General features: G+C 49.9%; 18 protein-coding genes. 11 read left to right on the top strand and 7 right to left on the bottom strand.

Going from position 1 to position 18,585, the window contains the following annotated elements:
• Positions 1 to 66: 66 nt before the first annotated feature.
• Complete coding sequence (locus tag DXD25_RS06060; RefSeq protein ID WP_089544384.1) at positions 67 to 957, bottom strand: NAD kinase; 891 nt, start codon at positions 955 to 957, stop codon at positions 67 to 69.
• An 87-nt stretch (positions 958 to 1,044) separates the two neighbouring features.
• On the opposite strand from DXD25_RS06060, the gene DXD25_RS06065 reads away from it, so the two are divergent.
• The 5 genes from DXD25_RS06065 (at position 1,045) to DXD25_RS06085 (ending at position 6,168) form a co-directional block, all read left to right on the top strand.
• Positions 1,045 to 1,617: a DJ-1 family glyoxalase III gene (locus tag DXD25_RS06065; protein WP_117662230.1), complete on the top strand. Its 573-nt coding sequence runs from the start codon at positions 1,045 to 1,047 to the stop codon at positions 1,615 to 1,617.
• Between the two features lie 19 nt (positions 1,618 to 1,636).
• The gene (locus DXD25_RS06070; protein WP_117662232.1) at positions 1,637 to 2,308 is read left to right on the top strand and encodes a 2-C-methyl-D-erythritol 4-phosphate cytidylyltransferase; all 672 of its coding nucleotides are present in this window, start codon (positions 1,637 to 1,639) and stop codon (positions 2,306 to 2,308) included.
• An 88-nt stretch (positions 2,309 to 2,396) separates the two neighbouring features.
• Positions 2,397 to 4,493, top strand: coding sequence for an ATP-dependent DNA helicase RecG (gene recG, locus DXD25_RS06075; protein WP_117662234.1), 2,097 nt, complete (start codon positions 2,397 to 2,399; stop codon positions 4,491 to 4,493).
• A 103-nt stretch (positions 4,494 to 4,596) separates the two neighbouring features.
• Positions 4,597 to 4,950: a hypothetical protein gene (locus DXD25_RS06080; protein WP_118312055.1), complete on the top strand. Its 354-nt coding sequence runs from the start codon at positions 4,597 to 4,599 to the stop codon at positions 4,948 to 4,950.
• Between the two features lie 270 nt (positions 4,951 to 5,220).
• Entirely contained in the window at positions 5,221 to 6,168 is a 948-nt protein-coding gene (locus DXD25_RS06085; protein ID WP_117662238.1) for a M23 family metallopeptidase, read from the top strand.
• Positions 6,169 to 6,266: 98 nt separating this feature from the next.
• Here DXD25_RS06085 and rseP read toward each other — a convergent pair whose 3' ends face one another.
• The 6 genes from rseP to tsaB all read right to left on the bottom strand — a co-directional run bounded on the left by rseP (position 6,267) and on the right by tsaB (position 12,272).
• Positions 6,267 to 7,649, bottom strand: coding sequence for an RIP metalloprotease RseP (gene rseP / locus DXD25_RS06090; RefSeq protein ID WP_117662240.1), 1,383 nt, complete (start codon positions 7,647 to 7,649; stop codon positions 6,267 to 6,269).
• An 89-nt stretch (positions 7,650 to 7,738) separates the two neighbouring features.
• The gene (locus DXD25_RS06095) at positions 7,739 to 8,902 is read right to left on the bottom strand and encodes a 1-deoxy-D-xylulose-5-phosphate reductoisomerase (protein WP_089544391.1); all 1,164 of its coding nucleotides are present in this window, start codon (positions 8,900 to 8,902) and stop codon (positions 7,739 to 7,741) included.
• A 78-nt stretch (positions 8,903 to 8,980) separates the two neighbouring features.
• Positions 8,981 to 9,502, bottom strand: a complete 522-nt coding sequence (gene rimM, locus DXD25_RS06100; protein ID WP_117662242.1) for a ribosome maturation factor RimM — start codon at positions 9,500 to 9,502, stop codon at positions 8,981 to 8,983.
• A 31-nt stretch (positions 9,503 to 9,533) separates the two neighbouring features.
• Positions 9,534 to 10,844, bottom strand: a complete 1,311-nt coding sequence (gene murA, locus DXD25_RS06105) for a UDP-N-acetylglucosamine 1-carboxyvinyltransferase (RefSeq protein WP_089544393.1) — start codon at positions 10,842 to 10,844, stop codon at positions 9,534 to 9,536.
• A gap of 49 nt (positions 10,845 to 10,893) precedes the next feature.
• Positions 10,894 to 11,499 (bottom strand): DUF4290 domain-containing protein, encoded by a 606-nt coding sequence (locus DXD25_RS06110; protein ID WP_089544394.1) that lies wholly within the window; start codon positions 11,497 to 11,499, stop codon positions 10,894 to 10,896.
• An 80-nt stretch (positions 11,500 to 11,579) separates the two neighbouring features.
• Entirely contained in the window at positions 11,580 to 12,272 is a 693-nt protein-coding gene (tsaB, locus tag DXD25_RS06115; protein WP_117662244.1) for a tRNA (adenosine(37)-N6)-threonylcarbamoyltransferase complex dimerization subunit type 1 TsaB, read from the bottom strand.
• Between the two features lie 91 nt (positions 12,273 to 12,363).
• Between tsaB and DXD25_RS06120 the strand changes: the two genes are divergently transcribed.
• The 6 genes from DXD25_RS06120 to DXD25_RS06145 all read left to right on the top strand — a co-directional run bounded on the left by DXD25_RS06120 (position 12,364) and on the right by DXD25_RS06145 (position 18,568).
• Positions 12,364 to 13,242 carry a YicC/YloC family endoribonuclease gene (locus DXD25_RS06120; RefSeq protein ID WP_089544396.1) on the top strand — a complete coding sequence of 293 codons (879 nt, stop codon included), beginning with the start codon at positions 12,364 to 12,366 and terminating at the stop codon, positions 13,240 to 13,242.
• Positions 13,243 to 13,256: 14 nt separating this feature from the next.
• Positions 13,257 to 13,829, top strand: a complete 573-nt coding sequence (gene gmk, locus DXD25_RS06125; protein ID WP_117662246.1) for a guanylate kinase — start codon at positions 13,257 to 13,259, stop codon at positions 13,827 to 13,829.
• Between the two features lie 5 nt (positions 13,830 to 13,834).
• Positions 13,835 to 14,407: a nicotinate (nicotinamide) nucleotide adenylyltransferase gene (nadD, locus tag DXD25_RS06130; protein ID WP_117662248.1), complete on the top strand. Its 573-nt coding sequence runs from the start codon at positions 13,835 to 13,837 to the stop codon at positions 14,405 to 14,407.
• Positions 14,408 to 14,468: 61 nt separating this feature from the next.
• Complete coding sequence (locus tag DXD25_RS06135; protein WP_117662250.1) at positions 14,469 to 16,412, top strand: phosphoethanolamine transferase; 1,944 nt, start codon at positions 14,469 to 14,471, stop codon at positions 16,410 to 16,412.
• On the top strand, positions 16,409 to 17,554 hold the full coding sequence (locus tag DXD25_RS06140; RefSeq protein WP_117662252.1) for an acyltransferase: 1,146 nt from the start codon (positions 16,409 to 16,411) through the stop codon (positions 17,552 to 17,554). The genes DXD25_RS06135 and DXD25_RS06140 overlap by 4 nt, the downstream gene beginning before the upstream one ends.
• A 9-nt stretch (positions 17,555 to 17,563) precedes the next feature.
• Positions 17,564 to 18,568 carry an acyltransferase gene (locus tag DXD25_RS06145; protein ID WP_117662254.1) on the top strand — a complete coding sequence of 335 codons (1,005 nt, stop codon included), beginning with the start codon at positions 17,564 to 17,566 and terminating at the stop codon, positions 18,566 to 18,568.
• Positions 18,569 to 18,585 lie beyond the last annotated feature (17 nt).

An 18,585-nucleotide genomic window follows, 5' to 3' on the forward strand; every position in this document is an offset into this window, starting at 1 on the left:
TCAAAAAGAAACGCCTGGCGTAGCAATTCTGAAAAAGCTACACCAGGCGTTATTCTTTTTATATTACTATCTCTGCCTCTGATCTGCTCCCCACATCAGCTTTTCTCTCAGCGTAGAGAAATATCGCTGGTTGCGCTGCTTCACAATCTTGATAGAGTGAGGCGCCTTGCGGATAATCAGGCGGGTCTGCTCGGTCATGCGTTCGCTTCTGCCATCAATCGCCACGAGATAATTATGGCTTCGGCTCTCCACATCCAGCACGATCTCTGCCGTATCATTGATTACGATAGGGCGGATATTCAAGCTATGAGGTGCCACAGGAGTAAGACAGAGACTGCCACTCTGCGGAATGATGATAGGTCCGCCATTAGAGAGATTATAAGCCGTAGAACCCGTAGGCGTGGTCACGATAAGACCATCCGCCTGATAGGTAACCAGAAACTCGCCATCCACCTGCGTACGGATGGATATCATCGAAGCATCATCACGTTTCAGCACGGCGATGTCATTCAGGGCAAAAGGATAGCCCGCCAGAATGCCGCCCTCTGCCTTCACCTCGATGATGGCATGTTCCTCTATCCTGCATTCACCAGCATAGAGACTATCCAGCGCTGAATCTATCTCGCCAGGCAGCACATCAGCAAGGAATCCCAATCGGCCCATATTCACGCCGAGGATAGGCGTTCCCTTGGCTCCCACACGGCTCGCCGCCTTGAGGAAGGTACCGTCACCACCCATCGAAATAACATAATCTACATCAAAATTGTAATCCTCGAATACACCTGCTGCCTGCACTTCAAGGTGCTCCACCTTGGTAAGAAAGTCGTAGAAGAGACTTTCGATATACACTTCAGCCTCTCTTTTCTCCAGATAAGAGAGGATTCGCATGATGGAAGCACTCTTCTTGGCCTGATATTCATTGCCAAATATAGCAAATTTCAAATGTTGTTGTGCCATTATTTTGTTATTTCAATTATTATTCTTACATTTGCAGTTGCAAAAATAGCATTAATTATTGAATTACGCAATAAAAAAGATAAAATTATGGCTAAGGTATATGAATTTCTTGCCAACGGCTTCGAGGAAATCGAAGGATTGGCTCCTGTTGACATCCTGCGCAGAGGTGGCGTGGATATCAAAACTGTAAGCATCACCGGAACAGAATGGGTAGAGACTTCCCACGGCATCACCATCAAGGCTGACCTCAAGTTTGAGGACATCCAGAGTTTCGAGGATGCCGATATGCTCCTCCTGCCTGGCGGAATGCCTGGCAGCAGTCATCTCAATGAGCACGAGGGTGTACGCCAGGCTCTCATCGCCCAGCACAAGGCAGGCAAGCGAATCGGTGCCATCTGCGCTGCCCCTATGGTTCTGGCAAGCACAGGTATCCTGGATGGCAAGAAGTCAACCTGCTATCCTGGATTCGAGCAGTATTTCAGCGACAGTACCGAATATACCGCTACCCTCTTCCAGGAGGATGGCAACGTGATAACAGGCGAAGGTCCTGCAGCTACCCTCCCATACGCCTACAAGATATTGAGCTACTTCGCAGGCGATGGCATCACTGGCGAATTGCAGAAGGGCATGATGTACACCCACCTGATGGAAAGCAAGTAAAAGAACAAAAAAAAGAAATATGGATTATGTAATCATAGTAGCCGGAGGCAAGGGCCTCCGCATGGGAAGCGAGATTCCCAAGCAGTTTCTGCCAGTAGCAGGCAAGCCTATCCTGATGCGCACCATCGAGCGCTTCCACGAGTACAGCCCAGAGTTGAACATCATCCTGGTGCTCCCGGAAAGCCAGCAGGAATACTGGCACCAGCTCTGCCAGGAGCATCATTTCAGCATCAAGCATCAGATTGCCAATGGCGGCGATACCCGCTTCCAGTCATCCAAGAACGGACTGGCGCTGGTTCCTGATACCGAAGACGGCGTGGTAGGTTTCCACGATGGCGTGCGCCCTTTCGTATCAACAGAGGTAATCGATGAATGCTACGAAACGGCACGCGAGGAGTATGCAGCCATCCCGGTATATGCCGTTACCGATACCCTGCGCTACATCGACCAGCACGGAGGCGGAAAGAATGTACTCCGCAGCGACTACCGTGTGGTTCAGACTCCCCAGGCCTTCGACATCGGTCTAGCCAAGCAGGCATTCAACCAGGAGTACAAGGAGCAGTTCACCGATGATGCATCGGTAGTAGAGAGCCTCGGCTGCCAGGTGGCAATGGTAGATGGCAATCGTGAGAACATCAAGATTACCACCCCCTTCGACATCAAGATTGCCGAAGCCCTCCTGAATCAATAGCCCGCCAGCGCAAGCACGCTATCAGCAAACTCGCCCCCCGTTCCAGACGATTCCATCGCCTGTCCCCCATATCAAAACCATCACAAATATGAGCAGTATTCTAGATCAAGACATCCAATTCCTACCTAGCGTAGGCCCCAAGACGAAAGAGATTCTGAGCAAGGAGCTCGGCATCCGCTCGTATGGTGACCTGCTGGAATACTACCCCTACAAATACGTAGATCGCTCAAAGATCTTTCATATCAGCGAGTTAACCTCAGATATGCCCTTCGTACAGCTTAAGGGAAAGATCCTGAGCTACGAGGAAGTCGATATCGGCAAGCGCAACAAGATGCTCGTGGCGCATTTCTCCGATGGCTACGGCGTGGTAGATCTGGTATGGTTCCGCAGCGCCCAGTACATCATCAAGAGCTACAAGGTAGGAACCGAATACATCGTCTTCGGCAAGCCGTCCGCCTATAACGGCAGATTCCGGTTTGCCCATCCCGACATAGATGATGCAAGCAAGCTGCAGATTTCCGAGATGGGAATGCAGCCCTTCTACGGGTTGACAGAAAACATGAAGAAGCGCGGTTATACCTCACGAAGCATCGAAAGGATAACCCGCAACCTGGTCAGCATTCTCCCTCCTCTGCCCGAAACGCTCCCCGACTTCATCGTCAACCGCCTGCATCTCGTATCCCGCGATGCCGCCCTCCGGATGATCCACTATCCCCATTCCCACCAGGAAATGCAGAAGGCGCAGGTAAGACTGAAGTTCGAGGAGCTGTTCTACGTGCAGCTTAATATATTAAGGTACGCAAGCGACCAGCGACGCAAATACCGCGGCTACATCTTCAACCGCATCGGAGACATCTTCAACGGTTTCTACGCCCATCATCTTCCGTTCGAACTCACGGGTGCCCAGAAACGGGTGATGCACGAGATCAGGGCCGATATGTGCAGCGGCAGGCAGATGAACCGGCTCCTTCAGGGCGACGTAGGCTCGGGCAAGACGCTTGTAGCCCTGATGACTATGCTCATCGCTCTGGACAACGGCTATCAAGCCTGTCTGATGGCACCTACCGAAATCCTCGCAGAGCAGCATCTGCAGACCATCCGCGATTTTCTGCAGGGCATGGACATCCGGGTGGAACTCCTCACCGGCATCGTCAAGGGCAAGAAACGGAAGGAGATACTCGACGGACTTGCCACCGGCGATATCCAGATACTGATAGGCACGCATGCCGTGATAGAAGACCCTGTGGCTTTCCATCGCCTTGGCGTAGCGGTAATCGACGAGCAGCACCGGTTTGGAGTGGCGCAGAGAGCCAAGCTCTGGGCGAAGAGCGAGAATCCGCCCCATGTGCTGGTGATGACCGCCACCCCTATCCCCCGCACGCTGGCGATGACCATCTATGGCGATCTGGACGTGAGCGTTATAGACGAGTTGCCGCCTGGCAGAAAACCGATTCAGACACTGCATAAGTTTGACAATCAGCTCACCAGTCTCTATCAGAGCATCCGCCGGCAGATTAATCTGGGCAGACAGGTCTATATCGTCTTCCCGCTGATCAAGGAGAACGAAAAGATAGACCTGAAGAATCTGGAAGAAGGTTATGAGACGCTGAAGCAGGCTTTTCCGGAGTTCCGCCTGAGCAAGATTCACGGCAGGATGAAATCTGCCGAAAAAGAGGCAGAGATGGAGCAGTTTGTGAAGGGAGAAACTCAGATACTCGTTGCCACCACCGTGATAGAGGTAGGCGTGAATGTTCCGAACGCCTCGGTGATGGTAATCCTGGATGCCCAGCGCTTCGGACTCTCGCAGCTGCATCAGCTCAGAGGACGAGTGGGACGTGGCTGTGACCAGAGTTACTGCATCCTGGTAACCGGTTACAAACTTTCAGAAGAAACCCGCAAGCGAATAGACATCATGTGTGATACCAACGATGGATTCCGCATAGCCGAAGCCGACCTGAAGCTCCGTGGTCCGGGCGACCTGGAGGGCACCCAGCAGAGCGGAATGGCCTTCGACCTGAAAATAGCGAATATAGCCCGAGACGGCCAGCTGGTGCAGCTAGCCCGTACCGAGGCCCAGGCCATCATCGATGCCGATCCGCAATGCGAGCATCCTCAGAACTCTCTCCTCTGGAACCGCCTCCGGGAGCTCAAGAAAACCCATATCAATTGGGCAGCCATCAGCTAGAGTTTATAGTTAAGAGTAATCATAAAGTTCAAAGTTCAAATATCAAAGTTCAAAGTAATCATAAAGTTCAAAGTTCAAATATCAAAGTTCAAAGTCAAAGTAAATGGATAAAAGACGCAAACCAGCCATCCGGGAGCCTCGTCCCCACCTCACTATGGAGGAGATGAGATCCTATCTCACATCCCTAAAGGAAATAGAAAGCGTAACGGGCATCCGCTACATCAAGCTCCACGTTACCGCCAAGATGATTATAGGTATCCGCGAAGCATCGGGCAAGGAATTCACCATCAATCTCGATGATCTCTTCCGTGCCTACAACGAGTGCCTGCGCTTTACAAGTCCCGAAGTAAAAAAGTACATCTTCATGGGCCATTCACCCGCCGTGGCGCTGCTCAGAAGACTGCAAAACCGGCAACCATTTGATACAGAATCTTTCCACGAAGAAGAAAAGAAATGAAAAAATACCCTGTAAAGCTCTATTTGTCAAGAATACGAAAAAGAAGTTGCTAACAAAAGTTAAAAACAAAAAGTCAGCGTTAAATATCAAGCAGATAGCGTTAACAACCTTGGTTTTTTGGAATATTCTTGTTATATTTGCAACGTCTATATAACAAAATCACATCTTAAGGCACTTGCTTTAGTGGTTTTGGCAGGATTTTTTGCTATATTACGTTCTGCACTTATTGACACAATGGACCTAAAAAAGAAAATAGAATTTAAAAGTAGTATGAGTTTTAGAAAGCAAATAAAGAAAATTTCGGTCGTGGCGTTGTTGGCGTTAACAACTGTACCCGTTTGCGGTCAGGACTTATTAGCCAGACAAGCTCCAGTTGACCATCGAATGAAATCATTGGATACTCTCGCAGTATCGCATTATCGACTGATGGAAGATCGAGAAAACCCTTCTGCAGAACTGTATGAGGATTTCTCCAACAAGTATGCCCACAAGGCAACCACATTGCCTGAGCGCTACCGTATCGACCTCCGTCACTTCTGTATGCCAACTTCTAGTCGTGTTGTCACAAGTAACTTCGGTTACCGTGCTAGCTTTGGCCGCCAACATAAAGGTATGGACATCAAGGTTTATATTGGCGACTCAATCCACGCAGCCTTCTCAGGCAAAGTTCGCATAGTAAGATACGACCGTGGTGGTTATGGTAAGTTCATCGTAATCCGTCACAACAATGGCTTGGAGACCATCTATGGCCATCTCTCTGAGCAGCTCGTTTCAGAGAACCAGGAGGTAAGAGCCGGAGAAGTAATCGGCTTGGGTGGTAATACCGGTAGAAGTACAGGTTCTCACCTCCACTTCGAGACTCGTCTCTGCGGTGTAGCCCTGAACCCAGCCCTGTTCTTCGACTTCCGCAACCAGGACGTTACCGGTGACTTCTACAATTTCAACCGTGATACTTACGAGAGTGAGTATGCTGAGGCAAATGCAGCCCGTGGCAAGATTGGCAACGGCGGCTATACCCGAGAGCAGGTAAACGGTGGCGAAGTGGGCAGATATACCACAAGCGCATCTGGCGAGAAGCTTTACCACAAGGTAAAGGCTGGCGAGACTTTGATGAGCATTGCTGAAAAACGTGGCGTTAGCGTAGAGCAGATCTGCCGCCTCAATGGCTATCGCAAGGATAAGAAGCTGTCTCCAGGACAGATTATCCGCTACTCTTAAATTACCAGTAAGTTAATATACAAACAAAAAAAGAGATAAGCACTTCGTGATGCTTATCTCTTTTTTTTGTCTGTATCTATTATATTCTCCAGCGACCATTACATCAAGCCGAAGAATCGCAATACATCGTTCAGATTCGCTACAACAAGCAGCAGCAGGAGGATTCCGAATCCCACATACTCTGCACGCTCCATGAACTTATCGCCAGGCTTACGACCCGTAATTACCTCGTAGAGGAGGAAGAATACATGACCGCCATCCAATGCCGGGATAGGAAGGATATTCATGAATGCCAAGATAATGCTCAGGAATGCTGTCATCATCCAGAAGGCATGCCAATCCCACATAGAAGGGAAGAGGCTACCCAGGGCTCCGAAACCGCCCAGACTCTTGGCGCCCTCCTTGGTGAATACATATTTCATATCGCCTACATAGCCCGACAGCACATTCCAGCCATACTTCACACCAGCCGGGAAGCTCTGGAAGAAGCCATAACTGATATGGGTTACCTTGTAATCGAGCATCACAGGATGATTGTAGAAGCCGAACTTCACACCCTCATCGCCTGCCTGAAGCAATACGCTGTTCTTCAGGGTATCGCCAGAAGCCTTCACATACTCAACACTGGCTGTGAGTGCCTTCACGCTGTCCTGATGAGAGGTAGCGGCGGTAAGCATATCGTTCACACGGCCCATCTCCAACTGGAAATCGTTGAAAGACTCCACTTTCTTGCCGTTTACGGTCAGGACCTTGTCCCCCTTCACCAATCCCAGTTTGCTGGCAGGCGAATCCTTCATCACACTGTCTATCTGCAATGGGATATACACCTCAACGAATCGAGGGCTCTCCTTGATCATGCTCAGCATATCGAGATCGCCAGGCAGATTCAAGCTCATCGGCTTGCCGCCACGGATGATATCCACACGGGTGGCTGTAGAGAGATCGCGATACATATCGCCATCATAGGTCTTGAACTCGCCCTTGTCGGTACCAACCAGGATATCGTGATCCTGGAAGCCCAATGCCTTGGCCTCTGTATTGAACTTCATTCCCTGGGTCATGTGCTTGGTAGCCACATAGTCGTCACCCCAATGGAAAAGAATCATAGAATAGATAAAGAGCGCCAGCAAAAAGTTGACCAGCACACCACCTATCATAATCAGCATTCGCTGCCATGCCGGTTTGCTTCGGAACTCGTATGGCTGCATAGGCTGCTTGAGCTGCTCGGTATCGAAACTCTCATCTATCATACCCGAAATCTTGCAATATCCACCCAATGGCAGCCATCCCAAACCATAAGTGGTATCAGAGTTCTTTGGCTTGAACTCGAAGAGGTGGAACCATGGATCGAAGAACAGATAGAACTTCTCCACTCTTACGCCAAAGAGCTTGGAGAAGAAAAAGTGTCCGCCCTCATGGAGCAGCACCAGGATGGAAAGCGATAGCATCAACTGCAACGCTTTGATCAAAAATACTTCCATTTATTTACTTTGAACTGTGAACCTTGAACTTTGAACTTGATGATTAGTCCTATATTCTGCGTTCATTTTTAACTATTAACTATTAATTATTAACCATTAACTTTCATCAACTCTGCGGCAATACGGCGCGCCTCGGCATCAGTCTGCAGATAGACATCAAGATCAGGATTGCTGTCGAAAGTGGCCTTTGCCATCGTCTTCTCGATGATATCCGCCATCTGCAGGAAGCCACACTCTCCCTTGCGGAAGCCGGCATTTACTATCTCATTGGCAGCATTCACGATGCACGACATATTGCCACCCTTCTTGATGGCATCAAAGGCAAGCTGCAGACACTTGAACTTCTTGTAATCAGGCTCAAAGAACTGCAAGTCTTGAGCCTTGAAGAGGTCGAGACGGTCGCCATTGAGATGCAGGCGCTGTGGGAAGGAGAAGGCATACTGGATAGGCAGACGCATATCTGGCACACCCAACTGAGCCTTCACGGCACCATCAGCAAACTGTACGGCACTGTGTACGATGCTCTGTGGATGAATCAGCACCTGAATCTTCTCGGCAGGAACGCCGAAGAGCCACTTAGCCTCTGTCACCTCGAAGCCCTTGTTCATCAGCGACGCAGAATCGATGGTAATCTTGGCGCCCATATCCCAGGTAGGATGCTTCAGCGCATCGGCAGCGGTAACCTTCTCCAGTTGCTCGTGGGTAAAGTTGCGGAAAGGACCGCCTGAGCAGGTAAGGAGGAGTTTCTCTACCTCGTTATCGCCCTCGCCCACCAGACTCTGGAAGATGGCGCTGTGCTCGCTATCCACAGGAAGGATAGGCACATGGTATTCCTGGGCAAGATTGCAGATCAGCTCACCAGCCACCACCAGGGTCTCCTTGTTGGCAAGACAGATCTTCTTGCGAGCCTTGATGGCATGGATGGTTGGCTCCAGACCGGAAAAACCTACCATGGATGCAAGTACCATATCGATAGGCTCTGCCTGCACGATATCGCAGAGCGCCTGGGCACCGGCATAGACCTTGATATCAGGTTCATCGCTGAGCAGATTCTTCAACTCGTCGTAATGCGCCTCATTGGCAACCACTACAGCAGCAGGATGGAACTTATGCGCCTGCTCGGCAAGCTCCTTCACCCTGTTATTGGCGGTAAGGCAATATACCTCGTAAAGGTCGCTGTGCTGCTCGATGACATCCAGCGCCTGTGTACCAATACTTCCCGTAGAACCGAGAATACATATCTGTTGTTTCATTTTATTTAGAACTTTGAAATTTGAACTTTGAAATTTAAGCTTGATGATTGGTAAAGCAAATAGAACTCTTCACTTAACTTACAAATCGAGCAGCCCCTCTGGGATTGCCATTCTGATTTCCTTTCTTTCAGCACTCACCTCTTCTATCAAGTCGTTGCTGGCAGGAATCAGCAGGTCATCACCTTCGGGGGTTGTTACCTCGAAAAGGAGATTGAGCGTGGAATCATCTACACGATCCAGGGTTCCCACCACCTTTCCGGTTACGGCATCCACCAGCTGGAAGCCGATGATTTCTGCCCAGGTCATGTTCTCTCCATCGCTATCCGAGAGGTGGCGAGGGAAAAAGACCTCACATCCGGTATAGTTGCGCGCCTGCTCCTGCGTATCGATATCCTCGAACTTCACGAGCACATTCTCATCGTTCTTGAAGCGATACTCCTCCAGATAGAAAGGCACCAGGATGCCATCGATATCAAGAACAAGATATTCTGCATCCACACGGTCGAAGACATCATCGGTGATGGCAAAGGTTATCTCGCCCTTCACTCCATGAGGCTTGCCCAACTTACCTATCTTATATACTTCGTCACGTCTTATCATAATTTACTTGGAACTTTGAATTTTGTTACACCTAGTCGCTGACACGGGTAATCTTGGCACCCAACTGGTTCAGGCGCTGCTCGATATCCTCGTAGCCACGGTCTATCTGGGCGATATTGGCAATACGGCTGGTGCCGTTGGCGCTCATCGCAGCAATCAGCAGGGCAATACCGGCACGGATATCCGGACTCGTCATTCTGCCCGGACGCAGCTTCAGCTTGTGATCATGACCTACCACCACTGCACGGTGAGGATCGCAGAGGATGATCTGCGCACCCATATCTATCAGTTTATCCACGAAGAAGAGACGGCTCTCGAACATCTTCTGATGGAAAAGCACACTTCCGCGAGCCTGGGTTGCCACCACGAGGAGCACCGACAGGAGGTCTGGCGTAAGTCCTGGCCATGGTGCATCTGCCAGGGTCATGATGGTGCCATCAATGAACGAGTCGATCACATAGTGCTTCTGTTCCGGAATGAAGAGGTCATCGCCCTCTACCTTCACCTTCACACCGAGTCGGCGGAAGGCATCAGGAATGATACCCAGGTCCTTCACCGACACATCCTTGATGCGGATGCCGGCTCCACACATGGCAGCCATACCGATGAAGGAACCCACCTCGATCATATCAGGCAGGATGCGATGCTCGGCGCCATGCAGCTTCTCCACACCCACGATGGTGAGCAGATTGCTGGCAATGCCACTGATCTGGGCACCCATAGAATTGAGCAGGTGACAGAGCTGCTGGATGTATGGTTCGCAGGCTGCATTATAGATGGTGGTGGTTCCCTTGGCAAGAACCGCCGCCATGATGATGTTGGCAGTACCGGTAACCGAAGCCTCATCAAGCAGCATATAGCATCCCTTCAGCTTCTTGGCCTGTATCTGATATACATTGCGCTCCTCATCGTGTACGAAGGTTGCACCCAGGTACTTGAATCCCAGGAAGTGGGTATCAAGACGGCGGCGGCCGATCTTATCGCCACCCGGCTTGGCGATGGTAGCCTTGCCGAATCTTCCGAGCAATGGTCCGAACATCAGTACACTGCCACGCAGCGAAGAACACTTCTTCACGAACTCCAGACTGTCGAGATAATCCAGTTTCAGCTCATCACTCTGGAAGGTATAATCATGACGGCTGTTTCGGGTTACCTTCACACCGATTTCCTGGAGCAACTTAATCAGGTTGTTCACATCCAGGATGTCCGGCACATTGGTAATGCGCACGGGCTCATCGGTAAGAATGGTAGTACAGATCACCTGCAGCGCCTCGTTCTTGGCTCCCTGCGGGGTGATGGTACCTTGGAGCGGATGACCGCCCTCTATGATGAAAGACTCCATAAGCTTGTCTAATTATTATAATCTAATTATCTAAAATTATAAAAGGTGATTACTTTTTCTTCTTATTATTATTGTTATTGCTGCGAGCTGGGGTCTCCTTTACTTTCTCGAAGACGAAATGCTTGAGATCGAGTTTGATCTTGCCATCGGTAAATCTCGCCAGATCGGCAGCCACCTTCTGCTCATCGCAGGAACCATGGCTCCACTGCATCAGGTTGCGATGCATCTGGTTGGCTGTCAGCTTCACCAGTTCATCTCTTTCCTTGCCCGGCTCCATGTGCTTCAGCTTCTCGAAGATTTCGAAAAGCATGGCACCATAATGGCGCACAGGAATACGCAGGTTAGGATATTCCACGGTTTCGGGTTTCTTGGCAATCTTTGCAGCATTGCTTACATCGAAAGGATAATCGATGTCGAGTTGGAAATTGCTCATGATGGCGAGATGATCCCAGAGTTTCTGCTCATGGTTTTCCAAGCCTCTGTTTTCCGGAAACATACGATCCATGATCTTGATGATAGACTCGGCACAGCGCTGGCGCTCCTTGCGGTCTTCCAACTCTACACAGTAATCCACCATCTGCTGAATCTCACGTCCGTATTCAGGCAGCACGAGCTTTTCTCGCGTTGTATTATAGTCTAATCCTATTTTATTCATATTTTCTTGCTTGTCTCTTTTATTATTCAGAGGATAACCCCACTATTCAAATCTGCGGATACTCCCGCCATCCATCTCTCCTAGATAAGCTTCTTAGGCATCTTTGCCACGAAATCCTTGAGATAGAATGGTACGAAGTAAGCCACATCCTCAAACTTGCCCTCTACGAATCTCTTCTCGGCAAGCGGTGCCATATTCTTGGCAAGCGGCTCGATGCCCTCCACGAGATGCGCATGAGGATGGTTGATGGTCTCCATACACTTGGCTGCACCGTTTCCGAAGAAATATACATGATGCCCGTCCAGATATTCCTTGTAGGTTTCGGCATCCACGATATCAGCCTGGATAGGGCGAACCACCTTCAGGGAGCGGTCGAGCACTTCGGCATACACCTCCATGCGGCGTGCGTCGAGCATAGGTACGATGAGGGCATCTTCCTGTTCAGGATGTTCACCAAGCAATACTGGCACAGCCATCAATTCGAGGGTTGGTACTGCGATGAGCTTCACCCCACGACCATAGCAGATGCCCTTAGCCATACTCACACCGATACGCAATCCGGTATAGGAGCCAGGACCACAACTTACAGCCACAGCCTCTAATGGAAGACCATGGGAATCGAGGAAATCAAGAGCCTCATCAACAAACACACCCAACTTAACTGCATGGTTAGGACCCGTGTGATCTTCCTGGTTGAAAATCACCTGTCCACTATCACTAATTGCCAGTGAGCACACGTCCGTACTCGTCTCAATATTCAAAATACACGACATAATTAAAAAATATATTCTTAAATAAGTTGCAAATATACGCATTTTCTCGCTTTTTTTTGTACTTTTGCAGAAATTTAACGTGAAAGATTATATGATACAGTCAATGACAGGCTTCGGAAAAGCTACCGCGGCCTACAAAACAAAGAAGATTAATGTAGAGATAAAGTCATTAAACAGCAAGAATCTTGACCTCTCTACACGTATCGCCCCTCTCTACAGAGAGAAGGAGATGGAGATTCGTCAGTATATAGCTAAGAGCCTGGAAAGAGGCAAGATTGACTTCTCCATCTGGATTGAGAAGGATGCAGCTACAGATGCTACCCCCATCAACAGTGCGCTTGTTCAGAATTATTATCAGCAGATCAAGAAAATATCTGCTGAAACAGGTATTCCTGAGCCTACCGATTGGTACAGCACCTTGTTGCGTCTTCCTGATGTAACAACCAAAACTGATGTGGAAGAATTGACCGACGAGGAGTGGGCAGTGGCAAAAAATGCAATTTGCGAGGCTATCGGCCATCTGAGCGACTTCCGCAAGCAGGAAGGAGCTGCCCTGCAGAAGAAATTCACCGAGAAAGTGGATAATATCCAGGCTCTCCTTGCCAGCATTGAACCATACGAGAAGGCACGCGTGGAGAAGATCCGCCAGAACATCGTAAACGGTCTGCAGCAGATTCCGAATGTGGATTATGACAAGAACCGTCTGGAGCAGGAGCTCATCTACTACATCGAGAAGCTCGACATCAGCGAAGAGAAGCAGCGCCTTGCCAACCACCTGAAGTATTTCCGCGAGACCATGAATGAGGAAGGTCATGGTGTGGGCAAGAAGCTCGGATTCATCGCCCAGGAAATGGGTCGCGAAATCAACACCACCGGTTCAAAGAGCAATCAGGCTGAAATGCAGAACATCGTGGTGAAGATGAAGGATGAGTTGGAACAGATTAAGGAACAAGTGCTGAATGCACTCTAAAGAAAAAAGGAAAAATGAAGAACGGATTGTTGATTTTCAGCGCCCCATCGGGCAGCGGCAAGAGTACCATCGTCAACTGGTTGATGAAAGAGCACCCTGAGTTGAAGTTGGCTTTCTCTATCAGTTGTACCTCTCGTGCCCCTCGCGGCACAGAGCAGAATGGAGTAGAGTATTTCTTCCTGTCTCCAGAGGAATTCAAGTCCAAGATTGAGGCTGATGAGTTCCTGGAGTATGAGGAAGTTTACCAGGATAGATTCTACGGCACCTTGAAGTCGCAGGTAGAAAACCAGCTTGCCAAGGGCGAGTCTGTGATTTTCGACGTAGATGTAAAGGGTGGCGTCAATATCAAGAAGTTCTATGGCGAACGTGCCCTGAGCATCTTCGTGCAACCTCCTTCGGTAGAGGAACTGCGCCGCCGTCTGGTAGGCCGCAACACAGATGCCCCTGAGGTAATCGAGCAGCGCCTTGCCAAGGCTAGCTACGAGTTGACCTTCGCTCCTCAGTTCGACCACGTAGTCGTAAACGATGATCTGGGAAAAGCTCAGCAAGAGGTTTATCAGCTAGTAAAAGACTTTTTGAGCGAATAATTGAAATGAAGAAGGTAGGAATCTTCGGAGGCAGCTTCAACCCCATCCATACCGGCCACATCGCATTGGCGAAAAGCCTCTGCGAGAAGGCGGGGCTGGATGAAGTGTGGTTCATGGTCTCCCCCATGAACCCATTCAAGAAAGCTGCTACCGACCTGCTCGATGACCACCTGCGCCTGGAAATGGTAGAAAAGGCCCTGGAGAATGAACCCCAGCTGAAGGCATGCGACTATGAGTTCCGCCTGCCCAAGCCTTCCTATACCTGGCACACCCTGCAGGCCATCAGCAAGGATTATCCAGAATGTGAGTTTACATTATTAATAGGAGGCGACAACTGGGCAGCATTCGACAAGTGGTATCATCACGACGATATCCTTGCCCACTACCCTATCGTAGTCTATCCCCGCCAAGGCTCCTGCATAGGCGAAGTGCCTGCCGGCGTGACCATCGTAGAAACCCCGCTGCTCAACATCAGCAGCACGGAGATACGCGAATGCATCAAGACCGGAAAAAGCATCGAAGGTATGGTTCCCGAATGCATCGAGAACCTCGCCATCAAAAACTATCAGGCGCTCTAAGTCTAAAAGAGTGCCCAAACATCAATTCTCTAAAAATAGCAAACATCATCAATAGAAAGCTATGAGTTGGAAAGAAATCATCAAGAACTGTCTTAGTCTGGCATCAGCCCCAATCAGGCGCAATGCCAACTTCTTTGTGTCCATGTACATCCTGGGCATGGTTAGTTCACTCATCACGATTCCAAAGAACGGAACGCTCTACGAGAACATGTTCCTGGAGCTGTTCCTGGACCTCTATATCGTGAGCGCCATCCTCGCCGTCTTCCCGAAGAAGGTGCGCAGGGGACTGCGTGCCATATTATACATTATATTATATGTCACGGCTGCCGCCGATACCTACTGCTTCGTGAATTTCGGTTCCACACTCAATCCTTCTATGCTGATGCTGGTGGGAGAAACCAACAGTTCCGAGGCAAGCAGCTTCCTCTCTGCCCTCATCTCTGTCGAAGTGCTCTTCAGCAGCGTAGGCTGGATTCTGCTCCTGGCGCTCCTGCAGATACTCATCGTCATCTTCCGGAAACGGCTCATCAAGTTCTACGTCTTCCTCGTAACCGTACTCGAATTGGCATCGCTCAAAAAGCGACTGATGGCTATTCCGCGAATGACGGCAGCCATGCCAGCCACCTTCGGCATCCTCTGCCTGGCTATCCTCATCACTTCCATCTGCACCTCCTGGCACAACAAGGAGGCTTACCATAAGCTGATGTCGGGAAGAACCATCGGAGAGGTGGAGCACACCCTTACAGAGAAAGATCATGCCGTACTCTATCTGCCAATCTACCGACTCCAATTCAGCATCTATGCCAACCAGCTGGCAGCGCATCAGATTACCCAACTGATTCATGCTGCCCACGAGGTGAAGGTAGATAGCTGCAGCTTCCGATCGCCAAACATCGTACTGATCATCGGCGAAAGCTACGGTCGCCATCATTCACAGCAATATGGCTACTTCATGAAAACCACCCCAAACCAATCGGCGCTGGAGAAATCGAAGAAACTCACCAAGTTTACAGATGTCGTGACCTGCTGGAACCTCACCAGCTTCGTATTCAAGCACATGCTCTCTACCTATGTGGTAGGCGACAAGGGAGAATGGTGCGACTATCCGCTCTTCCCGGAGGTTTTCCGCAAGGCAGGATACAACGTAACCTTCATCACCAACGAATTCCTGCCTCAGGCTAAGGAGGCGGTATATGACTTCAGCGGCGGCTTCTTCCTGAACAATCCGGAACTGAGCAAGCTGCAGTTCGACCACAGAAACACCCAGCTGCACGCACTGGACGATGGACTGCTGAAAGATTATGATGACAGTCTGAAGCAATACAAGACCGACCATAATCTCACCATTTTCCATCTGATGGGTCAGCACGTGAACTACAAGCTGCGCTATCGCCAGAATCAGGCTAAGTTCTGGGCAAGCAGCTACGAAGACAAGCGTCCTGAACTGACTGATGCCCAGCGCAAGGTATTGAGTCATTACGACAACGCCACCCTCTACAACGACTCCATCGTGGCAGAGATCGTGAAACGATTCCAGAAGGAAGATGCCGTCATCATCTATGTGCCCGACCATGGCGAGGAGTGCTACGAGGAAAACCGTGGCTTCATCTGCCGCAACCACTCCGCCAACATCGACTGGAAACTGGCACACTATGAGTTTGAAATTCCTTTCTGGATCTACTGCTCAAAGAAATACATCCAGAAACACCGCGCCATCTACCGGCAGATACGTGCTGCCAAGGACAAGCGGATGATGACGGATGCCCTGCCGCACCTGCTGCTGTATCTTGCCGGCATAGAGACTCCGACCTACAAGGAGGAGAACAATATTCTGAGTCCGAAATACAACGAGATGCGCCCCCGCATCCTGAAGAACTCAGCCGACTACGACAAGCTGCGGGATGAATATTTCAAGACGCAGGCTAAGCAGGAAGAAAAGAAGCAAGACAAGAAAAAAGATAAGAAACAAGGTAAGAAACAAACAAAGAAAGGAGCCAGGAAATGAATCAGAACATACTTTCCAGAAGTGCATGCAATGCATTGAGAGGACTTGCCATCATCGGCATCTTCCTACACAACTATTGCCATTGGCTAGGTCCGATTGTCAAGGAGAATGAATATCAGTTCTTCCAGCACAACGCCGACTGGCTGCTACAGGTGATGGCGAATCCCGACATCAACCTGCCTGTCCATCTGCTGTCGTTCTTCGGTCATTACGGAGTGCCCGTATTCCTCTTCCTGAGTGCCTACGGACTGGTGATGAAATATGAAGCCAAGCCTCATCTTTCTGCCGACCAACAGGCTCAGATGTACAACATTTCGGGCAGGAAGCAATCCTGGAGCATCAGCTGGCGCGAACCTCTGCGCTTCATCCGCTATCACTATCTGAAGCTCTTCAAGATGATGATCGTGGGTTTCATCGCTTTCACGATGATAGACTACATCACTCCGGGTCCACGCCATTACGAGGTGCTGGGCATCGTATCGATGCTGGGTATGTTTAACAATGTATTGCCAAACCCCGACAACATCATCTGGCCAGGACCTTACTGGTTTTTCGGTCTGATGCTGCAGCTTTACATCGTATATCGACTGCTGCTCTATCGCCGCCACTGGGGATGGACGGCAGGATTGATGCTTCTCTGCATCGGCATCCAGCTGCTGCTGGGCTTTGACAATCCCGAGAGCGAGGCGATGAACCGCTACCGCTATAATTTCATGGGCGGTATGCTTCCATTCGGTCTGGGCATTCTGTACGCCCGCTATGGCGAGAAGATTCTGATGACCTTCCATTCTCCTGTAACCAATATCTTCGGCTGCGTATTCTGCATCTCGCTGATCTACAGTCTGAGTCTCAATATGATAGGATGGACCTTCGTACCATTCTTCATCTGTCTGCTCAGTGTGCTTGTAGCCGATTTGCTGCAGGAGGTAAGTTGGCTGTCGGGCATCTACAAGGTTCTGGAATGGATGGGCGTCATCTCAGCCGCCCTCTTCGTCACCCATCCCATCACCCGCAAGATATTCATCCCTATCAGCCGTCATGGAGACATCTATGCCGGCCTGCTCCTCTACATCATATCGAGCATCTGCCTGGCTTGGCTCTTCACCCAACTGATGAAGAAGATTCCAAACCCGAAATATTAAAAGAAAATCATGAAGATAAAAGATATAGAACTGGCGAATATCAGCAGATATCGCGGTGAATTGATGGGAGCCGCCATGCTCTTCATCATTCTCTTTCATGTAGCACTGCCTAGAGAGGACGCTTTCTTCGGATTGCGCCGCATGGGCAATGTAGGAGTAGATATGTTTCTGTTTCTCAGCGGCATCGGCCTGTGGTTTTCCTGGATGAAGAATCCTTCTGCCAAGCATTTCTTCATCCGCCGTTACCTGCGTATCTACCCGGCATGGCTCATCATCGCCTGTCTCTACTACATTCCCCGATTCCGGGGAGGAGACCTCGAGGCGTGGATCAACCTGATAGGCGAGATTACCATCAACTGGAATTTCTGGCGATACGACGAGCTTACCTTCTGGTACATCCCAGCCACCATGATGCTCTATCTCTTCGCCCCAGCCTATATGGAACTCATCAAGCGCCACCCCATCTACAAATGGCTACCGGTGGTGATGATCATGTGGTGCATCCTGGTGCAATACGTCACCCCGATTCATCAGGCAGTAGGTCATCTGGAAATCTTCTGGAGCCGAGTACCTATCTTCTTCATCGGCATTAACATGGGCGAGATGGTGCGCCAGAAGCAGACACTTGATGGTGCCAGCATCTGGATGATATGGCTGATGTTCCTGATGACGCTGCTCGCAAGCATCTTCCTGGAACAAGAGAAGCACGGCATGTTTCCGCTCTTCCTGGAGCGAATGCTCTACATCCCGCTCACCATCACGAGCATCCTGCTCCTGAACCGCATCTTCCGCCGTACTCCAGGATGGTTTAACCGCAGCTTCATGCTGGTAGGAGCATTGAGCCTGGAATGCTATCTCATCCACATCCACTTCGTGCTCCATTATATCGAGCCTCATCACTTGGGATACTGGCCAACCTTCATCCTCTGCATAGCCATCACCCTGCCACTCTCCTGGATTTTGAGCAAGATTGCAGAATGGATTTCAAGGGAACTATCTAAGATTATTAAATAAAAAGAATCATCTAAGAT

Source organism: Prevotella sp. TF12-30 (genome assembly GCF_003436715.1).
GTDB lineage: Bacteria > Bacteroidota > Bacteroidia > Bacteroidales > Bacteroidaceae > Prevotella > Prevotella copri_A.

Bases quoted from the DNA above. Each gene is read 5' to 3' on its own strand.
- DXD25_RS06060 (WP_089544384.1), bottom strand. From the start codon at position 957: ATGGCACAACAACATTTGAAATTTGCTATATTTGGCAATGAATATCAG.
- DXD25_RS06065 (WP_117662230.1), top strand. From the start codon at position 1,045: ATGGCTAAGGTATATGAATTTCTTGCCAACGGCTTCGAGGAAATCGAA.
- DXD25_RS06070 (WP_117662232.1), top strand. From the start codon at position 1,637: ATGGATTATGTAATCATAGTAGCCGGAGGCAAGGGCCTCCGCATGGGA.
- recG (WP_117662234.1), top strand. From the start codon at position 2,397: ATGAGCAGTATTCTAGATCAAGACATCCAATTCCTACCTAGCGTAGGC.
- DXD25_RS06080 (WP_118312055.1), top strand. From the start codon at position 4,597: ATGGATAAAAGACGCAAACCAGCCATCCGGGAGCCTCGTCCCCACCTC.
- DXD25_RS06085 (WP_117662238.1), top strand. From the start codon at position 5,221: ATGAGTTTTAGAAAGCAAATAAAGAAAATTTCGGTCGTGGCGTTGTTG.
- rseP (WP_117662240.1), bottom strand. From the start codon at position 7,649: ATGGAAGTATTTTTGATCAAAGCGTTGCAGTTGATGCTATCGCTTTCC.
- DXD25_RS06095 (WP_089544391.1), bottom strand. From the start codon at position 8,902: ATGAAACAACAGATATGTATTCTCGGTTCTACGGGAAGTATTGGTACA.
- rimM (WP_117662242.1), bottom strand. From the start codon at position 9,502: ATGATAAGACGTGACGAAGTATATAAGATAGGTAAGTTGGGCAAGCCT.
- murA (WP_089544393.1), bottom strand. From the start codon at position 10,844: ATGGAGTCTTTCATCATAGAGGGCGGTCATCCGCTCCAAGGTACCATC.
- DXD25_RS06110 (WP_089544394.1), bottom strand. From the start codon at position 11,499: ATGAATAAAATAGGATTAGACTATAATACAACGCGAGAAAAGCTCGTG.
- tsaB (WP_117662244.1), bottom strand. From the start codon at position 12,272: ATGTCGTGTATTTTGAATATTGAGACGAGTACGGACGTGTGCTCACTG.
- DXD25_RS06120 (WP_089544396.1), top strand. From the start codon at position 12,364: ATGATACAGTCAATGACAGGCTTCGGAAAAGCTACCGCGGCCTACAAA.
- gmk (WP_117662246.1), top strand. From the start codon at position 13,257: ATGAAGAACGGATTGTTGATTTTCAGCGCCCCATCGGGCAGCGGCAAG.
- nadD (WP_117662248.1), top strand. From the start codon at position 13,835: ATGAAGAAGGTAGGAATCTTCGGAGGCAGCTTCAACCCCATCCATACC.
- DXD25_RS06135 (WP_117662250.1), top strand. From the start codon at position 14,469: ATGAGTTGGAAAGAAATCATCAAGAACTGTCTTAGTCTGGCATCAGCC.
- DXD25_RS06140 (WP_117662252.1), top strand. From the start codon at position 16,409: ATGAATCAGAACATACTTTCCAGAAGTGCATGCAATGCATTGAGAGGA.
- DXD25_RS06145 (WP_117662254.1), top strand. From the start codon at position 17,564: ATGAAGATAAAAGATATAGAACTGGCGAATATCAGCAGATATCGCGGT.